Raw genomic sequence first — 12,518 nt, 5'->3', positions numbered from 1 at the left:
CGGAGAGCGGACTTTCGCTGCGCTCTTCTCAAAGGTCCGCTGTGCGGGACATAGCTGCCGTCACTCATCAACGCCTCGCACTTCCATGTCACTGTGAACGGAGTTCCCGGTGGGGCTCAATGCGATGAAAAAGTGAAACTTTTCGGTCGCGGTCTCGCTCCGACAAAGACCAAACATCGCAATCCCCATTCTCCGGTCGGAAGCGTCACCCGATTCAACCCTGCAATCAGAGAACGATGCAACTCCAGTATTTCCAGCTTCAGACATGCGCTTGAAATAATAGGATGTTGTGGTGATGAGGTAATCATGTTCGGTTGGTCGATACATCGTCACGAAGAGCAGCCAAGTCGCCAAAGAACCGGCCACAGCCGCGCCAAACATTTTCCAAGCAACTCGCATTCAAGGCTCCAAGTGTGCCTTTCAGCAGAAAGGTAATCTCCGAAACATCATTTCTGAAATGGTAAAGTAAAAAAGGGGCTCGCACCAGCCCTTCGCCGCGCGTGGCGAGAAGGTCAGCTTAGGGCCGCAAGCGACGCCGCGTGAGGGGCGACCACGCGCTTGGCCCTGCGGCGCAGCGAAAGTCCCCTCAGAGCCCTGACTAACACTTACTTTTGCTTAACTCGAATGCCCCACTTATCAAAGTTACGCCTCAATTCTCGGCCAGGATCATGTTGCCTAACGGCCAAAGAACGGCTGGATTCAAACTTGCGCCCTAAGTCGGAAATCAGGCTAAGTGAAAACCGAAGCTGGTGACTATTCTCGCGTTCAATCGTGATGCAACCATTCTTTACCCACTCAACACTTAGATCTTGGCGGGACAGCATAGACACAAGAGCAGTGCTGAAATGTCGAGATAGTGCAGAAACTTGCGGCTTTTGGTTGGCTTCCATCTTTCCAACCAAAGAAATTTTGATGGCGACTGCTTGTTCCTCTTCCAGCCATCCGAGGCACTGGCCTAGAGCCCAATAGCCATCAAGATCGTTGTTCCGACTTATGAAAGTAGACAACAGATCGTTGCAGATGCCTTGAAGTTGGGTTCGTCTTGCCATGGCAACAGTATCACACATGTCAGTTCGGTGCGCACTACCAGCGGCAGCTTTGTCCCGCACAGCAGACCTTGGGTCTCTGGACTATGCTGCGCAGTGCATGAATGACTGGTCTGGGGGAGGCCGCAGCGCAGCGTCGGGTCCGATGATGAACGTCGGGTTTGGGCCGCAAGCGACGCTGCGTAAGGGGCGACTAGGCGCTTGGCCCTGCCGCGCAGCGAATGGCGGCTTTGAGCCCGTTGGGGAAGTTACCGCTAAGCTCTCAGGCAATCGCGGTATCCCAGAAGTACAACGTCACAACTGCTCCTGCCGCCCCGGATTTCATACCGGATAGGCAGGAGCAGTTCCGTACATCGCTAGGAATTACCAAGTTAAAAGCGGTGTCTTTCCGACGAATGCATCGCTTTCGATCTGGTCGACAACGAAGTCGGCGACGTCGCTTCGTGCGATCGTCCCGCCGTTGAACCGCGTGGGATCGATCAGGGCCTGGACGGCGCCGCGTCCGGGCTTGTCGTTCAGGACCGAAGGTCGGACAATGACCCAGTCGAACCCGCTTTTGCGGATAACGGCTTCTTGCCTATCCTTGTCGGCATAGACCTTCCGTAAAAGCAGCGGCATGATGATCCAGTTGAAGAGGAAGCCGGCGTGGCCGCGGCTGTTTCCGGCGCCGATGCCGGTGATGGCGACGAGCCGATCGACCCCGTGGCGCGTCATGGCGGCGATTACCGCTTCGGTCGCCGTGGACAGCAGCGTTACTTTGCGAAATGGGCTGATCGGCGTACCAAGGGCCGAGATGACCGCATCGACGCCTGCCATCGCCTTGTCGAGCGCCGCGGGATCCCGCGCATCGCCCTGCACGATGATAGCGTCGAGGCCAGTCGCCTTTTCAGGCGATCTCACCAGCGCGACCGGCACATGGCCGAGGTCCTTCAGGCGCCGGACGATGGCCCTGCCGGTGCCGCCCGTCGCACCGAGGACGAGCACTCGTTTGCCCGCTGGCGGAGAGAGCCTTTCGGCAAGGAAGGCACCGATATTCTCCAGCGCCTCGGCACCGGCCTGCAGCATTGCGAAGCTGGAAGGGAAGACATGTGTCATGCCGTCCCAGACATGGACCTCGTGGTCGAGGCCGGCCAGCTCTGCCCGCGCTGCGAACTCAAGCGTGTCGCTCAGAAGAACTTCGGCATCTCCTGTGTGGATGAGTACCTGCGGCATCGTCGGATAGTCAGCGTCGAGGGTGGGCAGACGGTCATCATCCCGCCCCGTTTGCACCAAATAGGCTTCCGCCGCGCCCGCCAGGCTCTCACGGGACAGGAGCGGGTCGGCTTCGGCCCGCGTCACCATGGTCTCTCCTGAAAGCAACATGTCGATCCACGGCGACAATGCGACAATTCCCACGATCCGGTGGGCTTGCGCCGCACCGGCACGGACGGAGGCGAGAGCCAGTCCGCCGCCGGCGGAGTCCCCTGCAACCGCAATGCGGCGAAAGCCGGTGGCCGCAAGGCCATCGAGCAGAGCGCGGACATCATCGACCGCGCCGGGGAACGGTCGCTCCGGAGCCAAGGCGTAGTCGGCGATGAATGCCACCACACCGGCGCGCCGGGCGAGATGACCGACGAAGTTGCGATATGCCGCGGCCGAGCCGATCACGTAGCCGCCACCGTGCAGATATAGGATGACCGAGTCCGCTGTTGCCGCGTCGGGACGAGCCCACCATCCCGGAACGCCGCCGACTGCGCCTTGCTCGAAGCTGACACCATCGGGCGCAGGTGCCTGGCTCATTATACCGTCAAAGGCGGATCGGCTCGCCGGCTCGAGGGTTAGTTTCGGGTTCCCCGCGAATATAGCGCGAAGCTGCTCCATGGTTTCTGCGTCGGCAGGAGTGAGGGCGTGGTGGCTGATCGAGGATGTCATGGTGGTTCTCCTTATCCAAAGACAAGGGGAATTTACCGTCTCCCTGATAACGCAATAGACCGTTAATATAGACGATCCGTCTCACTAGTAGAACGATTTAAGCGCATACTGGCTAAGCGTCGGACCTCCCGCGCAACGGCACGACAGACCGCCCCCCCCAACCCCTGAAAACGCCCGAACCTCGCAGATTGCCGCCCTTACGGTCGTTCTGCGAGGTTCGGTTGCCGATGCTGAAATTCGTGTTGCGTGACGGAGAAGGGATAAAACACACGGGTGGGCGGGTTATGCCGCGAAAGCCACGCCCCGGCCGAAGGGGCAATGGCGAGGGATAACGACCGTAATGTCAGGGGTGCAGCTTCGCGCCCTTGATCGCCTTGTCGACATCCTTTTTCGGCCCTCGAACGGCGATCCCCACAAGGGCCGGTGCGTCGACCGGTTCTGCCGAGAAAGCTTGCCTGTTGGCTTCGTCATGGCCGGTCGAGAACATGGCCTCGACGAAGGCGGCGCAGCTCAGGCTTCGCTGATGCGCCTGGTCGCGCGCCCGCAGAAGCACCTCCCGGTTGGCGGTCAGGATCATGATCGGCTGGCCGAGAAGCGAAGCATAGGCCGTGCCGGCCCCGTCGACGTAGGGCTCGCCCATCGCCTCGGGGGCACTGCCCGCCATACCGGTGGCGAGGAACGCCGTGACATTCAGCTTCTGCCAGGTCTGGAGATCGTCCAGCACGAGAATGGCGACCTTGGTGTCGAACATGCGAGTTTCCCTCAAGCGTTGCGATGCGTGGGTGCGGTGCCGGCGAAATGGGTGCCGATGTTGCGCATGCAGACATCCATATACCCGCGCCACTGGCTACGTACGAAAAGCGCCAGGGGGAGTTTGCGAATGTCATCTTTCGCCCGGAACGTATAGGTCCAGGTCAGATGCGTGTCAGCGCCCTCGGGGACGAAGCGGAATTCTCCGCGGGCGTCCGTCATCAGGTGCTTCAGGGCAAAGCTCGGATTGCTCACCCGGTAGGAGAAGTAAGAGGGACGATCGTATGTCGTAACCGCTTCGTCGACCGTACTTCCGTCCGCGAGATGCACGACGCGGTGTACGCCGGGGCGATCCCAGGGGCCGGATACATCCGAGGTCGAAACGACCCCGGGCACCAGCCCGTAGCCGGTCAGGATCTTCGGCAGGACGTCCTCGGCGGACACGAAGCGGAAGACGTCGTCCTGCGCCGCCGGGATAAGCGCCTGAAGGGTCACGGCGACGTCCAGGCGCGACGGGCCGTTGGTTTCACTGTAGTGGGGCATGTGACTGCGCCTTTCGAAGATTGGGCGGGTGTCGCAGGGCTGCGTGGTTTCCGCCGGTTTCAGGACAAGGGCCGCCGGATGAAGGCTCATCGGGCAGACGTGGGCCGTGTCGTGCCGTCTCCGGCGCCGTTGGGCGGTGCGGGGGACGGCGGCATGTTTTCGCTAGCCGCCTCAGAGCCGCCCTTCGGCGACCAGCGCGCGGGTGCGCTTGAGCGTCGAGAGCAGCGCGGCCTTGTAGCCGTTCTCGCTGTCGAATTGCGCCTGTTCGGCCTGCTCCTCGGGGCCGTTCGGCGCGGCGCCGCGCAGGCCGAGGTAGCAGTAGAACCGTAGCTGCAGCGCGCCGGTCCCGTCCTCGACGATCTCGTTGACGATGGCGCCCTCGCGGGGGCCCGTGGCCTGGAAGAAGGTGACCTTGCGCCCGGGCTCCAGCACGATGATCTCGCGCAGGTCCTTGCCGCCTATGGTGGCGTCGCGGACGAAATGGGTCTGCGTTTCCTCGGTCACGTCGCAGCGGGTGCAGAGGCCGGCGGGCAGGAATTCGCGCGCGTCGCGGGCCTTGAGCTCGAGCCCCGCCCAGACCTGGTCACGGGTGAGGGTGGCTTCGCCTTCGGCGGTGACGGGCACGGTGGCGGTCGAATAGATCATGATTGTGGTCCTTTGATGTGATGGGGGCATCGCCCCCGTTGCGAGGAGAAAAGGGGGATCAGCCGGCGATCTGGGCTGCATAGTCGCGGTAGCGGCGCAGCGGGCGGCCCAGCAGATCTTCTAGCCGGTCGACGTCGCCAGCCTCGGGCACCATGCCGTCGGAGACGAAGCGTTCCGCCATCAGGCGCATGTCGAGCGCCATCCAGGACGGCATGAACTGGCGCAGGTTCTGCTCGAACCCGGCGAAGTCCTCGCCGGGATAGGCGATCTCGCGGCCCAGCACCTGGCTCCAGATCGCGGCGGCGCTTTCGCCGGTCAGCGTGTCGGGGCCGACGAGATTGATGCGGGTCGTGGGAAGCGGGTCGGCATTCTCGCGCCGGATCAGCTCGATCGCCGCGATCTCGCCGATGTCGCGGGCGTCGATCATGGGGATGCCCTTGGCGCCCAGCGGCATCGGGTAGATGCCGTAGCCCGCGATCGCGTCCTTGATCGTGACCTCGTTGTCCATGAAATAGGCCGGGCGCAGGATGGTGGCGTTCAGCCCCATCGCTTCGATCATCCGCTCGACCCCGAACTTTCCGGCGAAATGCGGCACGTTCACGTAAAGGTCGGCGTGGATCACCGAGAGATAGACGATCCGTTCGATCCCCGCCTCGCGGGCGACCTGCAGGGTCACGAGGGCCTGTGTGAACTCGTCGGCGACGACGCCGTTCAGCAGGAAGAGCGTCGAGACGCCCGACATGGCCGCGCGGAGGGAGTCGACGTCGAGAAGGTCGCCCTGCGCGATCTCGACACCGTCGGGAAAATTCGCCTTGGCCGGATCGCGGACCAGGGCGCGGACATCCGCGCCGCGCTGGACGAGTTGATCGACGACGTTGCGGCCGACATTTCCGGTGGCGCCTGTTACGAGGATGGTCATGGGAAGCTCCTGTCTGGGGTGGTGTTTCATCGTTTCGATGATTGGAATGTATCGATCCATGAGGGCGCGGGTAGACGCGCAATCTGGACACGCCGTTCCGCTGGTGAGACACTATCGCCGCACAAGCTGACCTCCGGGGGATCCGACCGATGGACCTGCTCGCCCTTGCCGATTTCACCCTTGTCGCGCGGCACGAGGGCTTCGGCCGCGCGGCGCGCGCCTCGACGCGCCCCAAGGCCACGTTGTCCCGCCGGGTGGCCGAGCTGGAAGCCTCGCTCGACCTGCGCCTCTTCGAGCGCGGCGGGCGTGCCCTGAAGCTGACCGAAGAGGGCCGCGCCCTCTATGCCCGCACCAGCCGGTTGCTTCTGGAGATGGAGGAGGCGACGGCCGCGGTCGCTTCGGGCGGAGAAAAGCCCCGCGGCCGGCTGCGGATCAGCGCGCCACTGCTGTTTTCACAGATAGCGATGGGCAAGGTCGCGGCGGAGTTCGCGCTGGCGCATCCGCAGGTGCGGCTGGAGGTGACGACCGAGGATCGCGCGGTGGACATGTTCGAAGAGGGGATCGACCTGGTGATCCGGGTGAACCCCGCGCCGGACGAAAGCCTCGTCGGGCGCGCCTTCCTGCATGACCGGCTTGTGGTGGTGGCACCAATGGGGCTGGAGCGGCCGGCGAAAGGCGCGCCGGTTCCGGCGGTGGTGCGGTCCGCCGCGGACCGGTCCGGCTGGAACCTGAAGACGGCGCAAGGCCCCGTGACGCTGGAGATCGAGCCGGTGCTCGGCCTGTCGTCGCTGATCATGGTGCGCGACGCGGTGCGCGCGGGCGTCGGTGCCGCGCGGTTGCCGATCTCGCTCGTCAGTCACGACATCGCAGACGGCACGCTGGTGACATGGGGCGATGTCGACGCGCCCGACATCGCGCTCTGGGCGCTTTATCCGTCCCGCAGATTGCTCAGCGCCCGGGTCTCGGCCTTCCTCGACACGTTGAAACGTGCCTTTCCGCAGGGCACGTTCGAGGAACTGGCAGCCTATGTCGGGCGGTAAGGGCAGGCCGCCCGAGGCCCGCGGACCGCGCGCCAACCATGCTCGAGCGGTCGGTAAAGGCGCGCCTGGACGGCCTAGTTGACCCTCACTGCGCGCAGCTTCTTCCAGCCCCCGCTTTCAGCTCATGAGCGGGGCATAGCCAAGCTCGCGCTCGGCCTTGCGCATATCGAGCGTTATCTCGACCGCGCTTGTCGCGAAGTCTTGCAGGCTGAGCGGTCCCCGCAGGCGACCGCCGCTGACGCGATAGGCTGCTTCGCCGGCCCGCGCGACGGATCTGAGCACTGTCCGCGGCATCGTCTTCGTCGGCGGGGCGATGCCCTGGCTCTCGAGCAGGCCTGTAACCGTCTCTTGGAACGGGCCGGCCGGGCCATCGGACAGGTGATAGGTTTACCGCTTTGCCCCCGCTCCAGGGCAAGATCGACGGCGTCGGGTCGTTTTCGGGAAAGTGTGAAATCCTACGCTAAGCCGACAGCGGTCCTTTGGACAGCGCGCGGCGAACGGCTGGAAGGAGCCCATAGTGCATGATGCTGCGTCGTGCATGAATGTCTTCAAAGCGAATGGTTGCTTGATCGAACCGACTTGATAGATGTTCGAAGCCATAGATAGTCTGGTCGTCTACGGCAGTCAGTCAGAGTCCCGGCACATGCGATGCAAGTCAATTCTCTTCGCCTGTTTTCTTATTGGGCAACCAGCACAAGCAGATACGGTTCAGGTGCCAGAGCTGCCTGATGGTAGTGTGGACGTAGAACAAGTGATGTCTGGATTTGAGATTGTATTCCCTATGCTTTCCTCTGATGCCCAAACTTTTGATTTTTCGGGGCAAATACTTGGTGAAGGCTTTATTGGGAGTTTCGTTGAGGCTGACCCTACAGGAGGTTTCAGCATTTCAATTGACGCACCGACACTCTCCGAGCACGCTAATTTTCTTATAGCTGTATTGGCAACAGATACAATTTGTTTGCGGAAAGGTCTTCGCCCTGGGCCTGTGCTCTGGAGCGAAACAAAAGACCGAAAAGGCAGCGACTGGGAGGTTTCGACGTCCTGTTCTCCTTTGAAAGAATAGGCTTATTCTAACCGCTATGTCGGCCCAGAGCGGACATTGAACGCCCGTCGATGAACGGCAGCTACGTCCGCACTGCCGACGCTCGCGCCAGCCGCAGCGAACGGCCGCTCTCGCGAGCAGCCAAAAACGTGCGAAAACCACATAGGTTTTGCCTTGGGGTTCTGTCCCGGCTAACCTTCTGAATATGCGAGCTCTCTTGGAGAGGGACACAAACCACCGTATGTGGCGCGCTGTTTCTGGCAAGGGGATTTCTGTCAGAGAACGGTCGTTCGCGACCGACGCAGCGGGCGGCGGCTTTGAGCCCATTCTGACCGATGCTGCGGGCCGCGCGAAAGTCAGCTATTTCGGTTTCGTCGATGAAGGGCTTTAGTTGATGTCGAATACGGAACGCGTGGTGGCCGTCATGATCGAGCCACAGGACCCCTCCCACGCAGATGGCTTATATGCTGCACTTCGAGATCGCAGAATATACACATTCCTCGATCAGGAGCCGCCGACATCGGTCGAGGGCGTACGCGAACGCATTGAGAGGATCGGCAGAGGTGCTCCCCCGGGAACGGGACAGACATGGTTGAACTGGACGGTATTCGATAGAGGAACTGTTGTCGGCTATACGCAGGCGACCATTGATGCGGGCGGCGTGGCCAGCCTAGCCTACGTTCTGACGCCAAGGGTTTGGGGACGATCAATTGCGTTCGCAGCCTGTGACCTAACGATCGCGGAGCTTGAAGCACTGCCTGCGGTCGTCGAGATCACCGCGGACACTGAGGAAGGAAATGCTCGCTCTCACGCGCTGCTCAGGAGGCTTGGCTTCCAGCGAACACACCAAGCTGGAGAAGACGTGTTTTATAGGCGCCCGAACCGGCCTTAACCCAGAATGGTCCGCCCCTGGCTCCAACTCAGCGGACTTTCAATAAAAGCTTACGGTCGGCAGCTTTGTCCGCATTGCCGACCTCGGCCTGCCTAACCGTGTTGCACGGCGCCTTGAATGACCGGTTCGGGGAAGCTGCGCTGCCGCGTTGGTGATCCTGGCGAACGGCGGGTATGGGCCGCGAGCGACGTGCAGCACCGCCAAGCCGGTCATGCGGCCCGCCGCAGCGCCGCATGACCGCTCCGAGCCCACTTTGCCGGATGCTGCGGAGGGCAAAAATGTCGGCTTTGGTGGTTGGGCGGAAACAGTTCGGCCTGAACCGCATGGACAGTGGCCGTGATGACCGTCTCGGCATCCACAGCGCCGTTCCTTTCTCGCAGTGCTATCGCTTGATCGACCAGATCATCGCCGTCTCGTAGCCGGCGGTCACCAACAGTTCGATCTTCGAGCGTCATCCCGCCGGGCAGACGACGAAGGCCGCGCCAGTGCCCCGTTCGGCAAATGCCGCCTCGGCGGCGCGCAGGAGCGCCATGCTCCCGACGCCCGCGTTCGCGAGCGCGTTCGGGTCAGCGAGATCGGGATGGTAAAAGTCGTCGATTACGCCCGTCCCGGTGATGTTGTGCGCGGGCGGGAAGTGCAGTCGCGAGGCGGGCTGCGCGATCACATAGCCCTCCAGACCTTCTGGGTCGACCATCACCAGCATGTCCCGGTCAGGCAACGTCAGGCTCCGCCGCGTCCAGGCATCGAAGCGGGCGTCTGCCTCTGGGTGGATCGCCCAGAAGGGGTCGATGCCGAAGAGGACGGACCGGATCTCGGCACTGCGCGCGACGATTCCCGGCACGTCCGCCTCGTTGGCCGGCCGGACGTCCGACGGCCTTCCCGCATCGCCGAGATCGGAGCGCGAGAAGTAGAGAGTCAGCGGTTCATAGCTTTTGGCATCGAACGCGGCCCGCCAATCCGGGCCGGCGACGAAGGACGACAGAAAGATCCGCGCACCGGCCTCTCGCTGAACCGCTTGCGCTGCCTCCACCAGCGCCTCAACCGTGCCCTCGGGCGCGTCGGTCACGGCGAAGCTGTCGGGCAGGATCAGTCCGGGCGTTCCGTCCGCGCCTGCATAGATGGGCGGAACGGGCAGAAGCATCGAATGAACCACGCACACGATCCGTCCGCCATTTTCTGCGACTTGCCAGAATTGCCGGAAGGGTTGCGCCTCGGCGATCAGCGCGAAGGTGACTGCCTTCTCGACCTGCGAAGCCGCATCATCGGCCATGTCCCACAACAGCGCGTCTTTTGCATGGCGCTCACGCGCGTCAGCGAGCAGTAGCTAGACCATCGCAGGAATGTCCTCGGTGGTCGCGGGTCGGATCGTGGCGGGCACAGCGGCCTCCTGATTGAGCCGGGTTCTTCCGTGAGCATCGGTAGGACGGGGAGGTTCGACAAAGCGGGACTTCTGACCGAGCCATTAAAAAACCTGACGACCGGGAACCCGATGCCACCTGCGAACCTGAACGCCCTGCGTGTTTTCTCTACCGTGGCGGAGCACGGCAACATTCAGCGTGCAGCCGAGGTTCTGAACCTCTCGCGGGGAGCGGTGTCGCAGCGGATCAAGCAGATCGAACTCGAGTTCGGAACACCGCTCCTTGTGCGGGGCGCGCGCGGCGTATCCCTCACACCTGCCGGCAATCGTTGCCATGCGGCGATGATCGACGCGCTGGCCATCATCGACACCGCGCTTTCGGACATCGCCGGGCAGGACGGCCGAATCACCCCGCATATCGGTCCGTCCTTCATGGCGAAGTGGATGATGCCGCGAATGGATCGGTTCAGGGAGACCTTCCCATCGGTCTCGCTTGCCACGGAGATTCATAACCGGGTGATGGATCGCGGACTCGGACGCGGCGAGATCGCCGTCTGGCCTGGCACCGCCCCCGATCCGAACCCCGCCCATGAGAGCCGACATCTTACAGAGCTGCGCCTTGCCGCCGTGTGCAGCCCCGACTTCCTCCACCCCGATTGGCCGATGGGCCGGAGACGTTGTTGACCCTGCCACTTCTTCAGGACTGGGATCGGCTGGCCGAGGCAACCGGGCAGCGTCCGACGCATGCCCCTTTCAACTTCGGCCGCTCGGCGCTCGCGCTGGACGCAGCCATGAACGGGCACGGCGTCGCGATTGCGCCCCACCACATGATCGAAGCGAACCTACGCGAGGGGCGCCTCGTGGAAATATGGTTTCCTCAGGAGCCTTCTAGTGAAGGCCTGTTCATAACTTGGGCAAAGGCGCAGAATGGTGGGCGGCATCGCCGTCGCGTCGTGGACTGGTTGCTCACGGAGTTCGGGCAAGGCGACACGCGGCAGGAATGAAGCGTCGGAACAGTTTCATATTAATGCGCGGCGAAACGGAAATCGGAGCCTTGCGCAGCGACCGCCCGCAACGTCCGCGCTGCTGTCGTTATCCATGTCATGACAACATCCGTTAGCCGAGGAAGACCTCCTCCGGACCGTGGCGACACGTAGCAACTGGCCGCGTCCGGAGCACTGCGTGCTAAACTCGGCAAGCCGTGAATGCGATATCGGGAAATTGATTCTCGAAGACACCTCTCCGCGCACCCGCTATGCGCCAAATCTCGATCCGGAGGATCAACCTTGGAGGGTATCCAAAGGCAACATCTGCCGTTGTCATGTGGTCGGCTAGCAGAAAGTTGCTGCAAAATCGCGCGCGAAAACATCGCCTGATGCCGCGGTCCGGCGAGAGCACACTGCGCGATCAGCTTCAGGAAAGAACTTAAACCCACTGTTTTCGCAAGAGTTTCGGGTTTCCACCGCCTGCGGCGCCGCCTAAAGGCCCCGCCGCACACGCACTTACATCCTTTAACCCATACGGCACACCCGGAGGAACTCCGGTTCCGCCGCGGCGGCTATTTCTTGCACTGAAGTCGAACATGCACCCTACAAGCTCTCTTCGCAGGCTCATCGAACTGCACCTGGCAGCGTACCGCGCGGTCCACCGCGAACCGATGTCAGCACGATCTGCTGATGGACAGCCTCGTCTCGAAAATTGGACAGCCGCGATGCGCGGCCCCGAGATATTCCTGACTGGACGTGTCACGGGGCACTCCCAACTCGGTGACACGCGGATCCGGACATCCGCTTTGGTTCATGTCTCCTCGGACCGAACTTACGCTCGAACTTTGTCGCGCTGGTACAAGCTCGGATCGGCTTTCACGCCTAGCCTACCCGATGAACACGCCGATGGCGTCTTCCCGGGATACCTCGTCTCTGTTGACGGCGAGACCATCAGCCTGCCGCTCCACATGGCCTTGAGGTTCACCTCTAAGCGCCCGCAGCAGGTGGCCGATCTGGCCTTCAGAGCCGGGTACGACGACCTCGTACCCGAGCTGACCCGGCTCGCGAAGGCATGGCCCAATATGCCAAAAGAAAATTCCTTTCAAGCTTCTCAACCCTTTAAAAATTCTAATTTTTTTGCCTCAGAACCCTGACGGCAAGAAATTTTTCCTCCTACCTCGCCTTCATCATCGGGCGGACACGGCAACGTGCCTCGCATCGCAGGAAACGAGACCGAGCCGGCGCTACCGGACGGCATCATGAGGAGCGCGCAATGACGACCTTGGAGATCATCTGATCCCGATAGCTACTTCTTGGCCCGATCCATGATCTGAGCCTCGAAATAGTCTTTCACCCGAGATCCACACGCAGACCGACACCGCAACCA

At 62.2% G+C, this 12,518-nt stretch carries 13 protein-coding genes and 1 pseudogene; 5 read left to right on the top strand and 9 right to left on the bottom strand.

Going from position 1 to position 12,518, the window contains the following annotated elements; all coding sequences use genetic code 11:
* Window positions 1-60: 60 nt before the first annotated feature.
* From RM543_RS16025 to RM543_RS15995, 7 genes are all read right to left on the bottom strand, one after another.
* On the bottom strand, window positions 61-399 hold the full coding sequence (locus RM543_RS16025) for a hypothetical protein (RefSeq protein WP_311693455.1): 339 nt from the start codon (window positions 397-399) through the stop codon (window positions 61-63).
* A 206-nt stretch (window positions 400-605) separates the two neighbouring features.
* Window positions 606-1,049 carry a hypothetical protein gene (locus RM543_RS16020; RefSeq protein ID WP_311693453.1) on the bottom strand — a complete coding sequence of 148 codons (444 nt, stop codon included), beginning with the start codon at window positions 1,047-1,049 and terminating at the stop codon, window positions 606-608.
* 360 nt (window positions 1,050-1,409) lie between these two features.
* Entirely contained in the window at window positions 1,410-2,957 is a 1,548-nt protein-coding gene (locus RM543_RS16015; protein ID WP_311693450.1) for an NAD(P)H-binding protein, read from the bottom strand.
* Between the two features lie 343 nt (window positions 2,958-3,300).
* A complete protein-coding gene (locus tag RM543_RS16010) occupies window positions 3,301-3,708 on the bottom strand; it encodes a DUF2000 family protein (RefSeq protein ID WP_311693449.1) in 408 nt (135 codons plus the stop codon).
* Between the two features lie 11 nt (window positions 3,709-3,719).
* Window positions 3,720-4,250 (bottom strand): SRPBCC family protein, encoded by a 531-nt coding sequence (locus tag RM543_RS16005; RefSeq protein ID WP_311693447.1) that lies wholly within the window; start codon window positions 4,248-4,250, stop codon window positions 3,720-3,722.
* A 171-nt stretch (window positions 4,251-4,421) separates the two neighbouring features.
* Window positions 4,422-4,895, bottom strand: a complete 474-nt coding sequence (locus RM543_RS16000; protein ID WP_311693445.1) for an AtaL-like protein — start codon at window positions 4,893-4,895, stop codon at window positions 4,422-4,424.
* A gap of 58 nt (window positions 4,896-4,953) precedes the next feature.
* Window positions 4,954-5,814 (bottom strand): SDR family oxidoreductase, encoded by an 861-nt coding sequence (locus tag RM543_RS15995; RefSeq protein WP_311693443.1) that lies wholly within the window; start codon window positions 5,812-5,814, stop codon window positions 4,954-4,956.
* A gap of 149 nt (window positions 5,815-5,963) precedes the next feature.
* Between RM543_RS15995 and RM543_RS15990 the strand changes: the two genes are divergently transcribed.
* The gene (locus tag RM543_RS15990; RefSeq protein WP_311693441.1) at window positions 5,964-6,854 is read left to right on the top strand and encodes a LysR family transcriptional regulator; all 891 of its coding nucleotides are present in this window, start codon (window positions 5,964-5,966) and stop codon (window positions 6,852-6,854) included.
* Between the two features lie 117 nt (window positions 6,855-6,971).
* On the opposite strand, the gene RM543_RS15985 is transcribed toward RM543_RS15990, so the two are convergent.
* Window positions 6,972-7,148 carry a hypothetical protein gene (locus RM543_RS15985; protein ID WP_311693439.1) on the bottom strand — a complete coding sequence of 59 codons (177 nt, stop codon included), beginning with the start codon at window positions 7,146-7,148 and terminating at the stop codon, window positions 6,972-6,974.
* Between the two features lie 292 nt (window positions 7,149-7,440).
* Between RM543_RS15985 and RM543_RS15980 the strand changes: the two genes are divergently transcribed.
* Window positions 7,441-7,917, top strand: coding sequence for a hypothetical protein (locus tag RM543_RS15980; protein WP_311693437.1), 477 nt, complete (start codon window positions 7,441-7,443; stop codon window positions 7,915-7,917).
* Window positions 7,918-8,320: 403 nt separating this feature from the next.
* Window positions 8,321-8,788: a GNAT family N-acetyltransferase gene (locus RM543_RS15975; RefSeq protein ID WP_311693436.1), complete on the top strand. Its 468-nt coding sequence runs from the start codon at window positions 8,321-8,323 to the stop codon at window positions 8,786-8,788.
* Between the two features lie 451 nt (window positions 8,789-9,239).
* Here RM543_RS15975 and RM543_RS15970 read toward each other — a convergent pair whose 3' ends face one another.
* Window positions 9,240-10,058: a hypothetical protein gene (locus RM543_RS15970; RefSeq protein WP_311693434.1), complete on the bottom strand. Its 819-nt coding sequence runs from the start codon at window positions 10,056-10,058 to the stop codon at window positions 9,240-9,242.
* 219 nt (window positions 10,059-10,277) lie between these two features.
* Between RM543_RS15970 and RM543_RS15965 the strand changes: the two are divergent.
* Window positions 10,278-11,149: pseudogene (locus tag RM543_RS15965) on the top strand (LysR family transcriptional regulator).
* A gap of 578 nt (window positions 11,150-11,727) precedes the next feature.
* On the top strand, window positions 11,728-12,285 hold the full coding sequence (locus RM543_RS15960) for a DUF6634 family protein (RefSeq protein ID WP_311693432.1): 558 nt from the start codon (window positions 11,728-11,730) through the stop codon (window positions 12,283-12,285).
* Window positions 12,286-12,518: the final 233 nt, after the last annotated feature.

The sequence above is a fragment of the Tropicimonas omnivorans genome (assembly GCF_031846565.1).
GTDB classification, from domain to species: Bacteria; Pseudomonadota; Alphaproteobacteria; order Rhodobacterales; family Rhodobacteraceae; genus Tropicimonas_B; species Tropicimonas_B omnivorans.
The sequence above is the reverse complement of the archived record's forward strand: the minus strand, read 5'-3'. Positions and strand labels throughout refer to the sequence as shown.

Bases quoted from the DNA above. Each gene is read 5' to 3' on its own strand.
- RM543_RS15990 (WP_311693441.1), top strand. From the start codon at position 5,964: ATGGACCTGCTCGCCCTTGCCGATTTCACCCTTGTCGCGCGGCACGAG.
- RM543_RS16025 (WP_311693455.1), bottom strand. From the start codon at position 399: ATGCGAGTTGCTTGGAAAATGTTTGGCGCGGCTGTGGCCGGTTCTTTG.
- RM543_RS16020 (WP_311693453.1), bottom strand. From the start codon at position 1,049: ATGGCAAGACGAACCCAACTTCAAGGCATCTGCAACGATCTGTTGTCT.
- RM543_RS16005 (WP_311693447.1), bottom strand. From the start codon at position 4,250: ATGCCCCACTACAGTGAAACCAACGGCCCGTCGCGCCTGGACGTCGCC.
- RM543_RS15985 (WP_311693439.1), bottom strand. From the start codon at position 7,148: ATGCCGCGGACAGTGCTCAGATCCGTCGCGCGGGCCGGCGAAGCAGCC.
- RM543_RS15975 (WP_311693436.1), top strand. From the start codon at position 8,321: ATGATCGAGCCACAGGACCCCTCCCACGCAGATGGCTTATATGCTGCA.
- RM543_RS16000 (WP_311693445.1), bottom strand. From the start codon at position 4,895: ATGATCTATTCGACCGCCACCGTGCCCGTCACCGCCGAAGGCGAAGCC.
- RM543_RS16010 (WP_311693449.1), bottom strand. From the start codon at position 3,708: ATGTTCGACACCAAGGTCGCCATTCTCGTGCTGGACGATCTCCAGACC.
- RM543_RS15980 (WP_311693437.1), top strand. From the start codon at position 7,441: ATGTTCGAAGCCATAGATAGTCTGGTCGTCTACGGCAGTCAGTCAGAG.
- RM543_RS15960 (WP_311693432.1), top strand. From the start codon at position 11,728: ATGCACCCTACAAGCTCTCTTCGCAGGCTCATCGAACTGCACCTGGCA.
- RM543_RS16015 (WP_311693450.1), bottom strand. From the start codon at position 2,957: ATGACATCCTCGATCAGCCACCACGCCCTCACTCCTGCCGACGCAGAA.
- RM543_RS15970 (WP_311693434.1), bottom strand. From the start codon at position 10,058: ATGGCCGATGATGCGGCTTCGCAGGTCGAGAAGGCAGTCACCTTCGCG.
- RM543_RS15995 (WP_311693443.1), bottom strand. From the start codon at position 5,814: ATGACCATCCTCGTAACAGGCGCCACCGGAAATGTCGGCCGCAACGTC.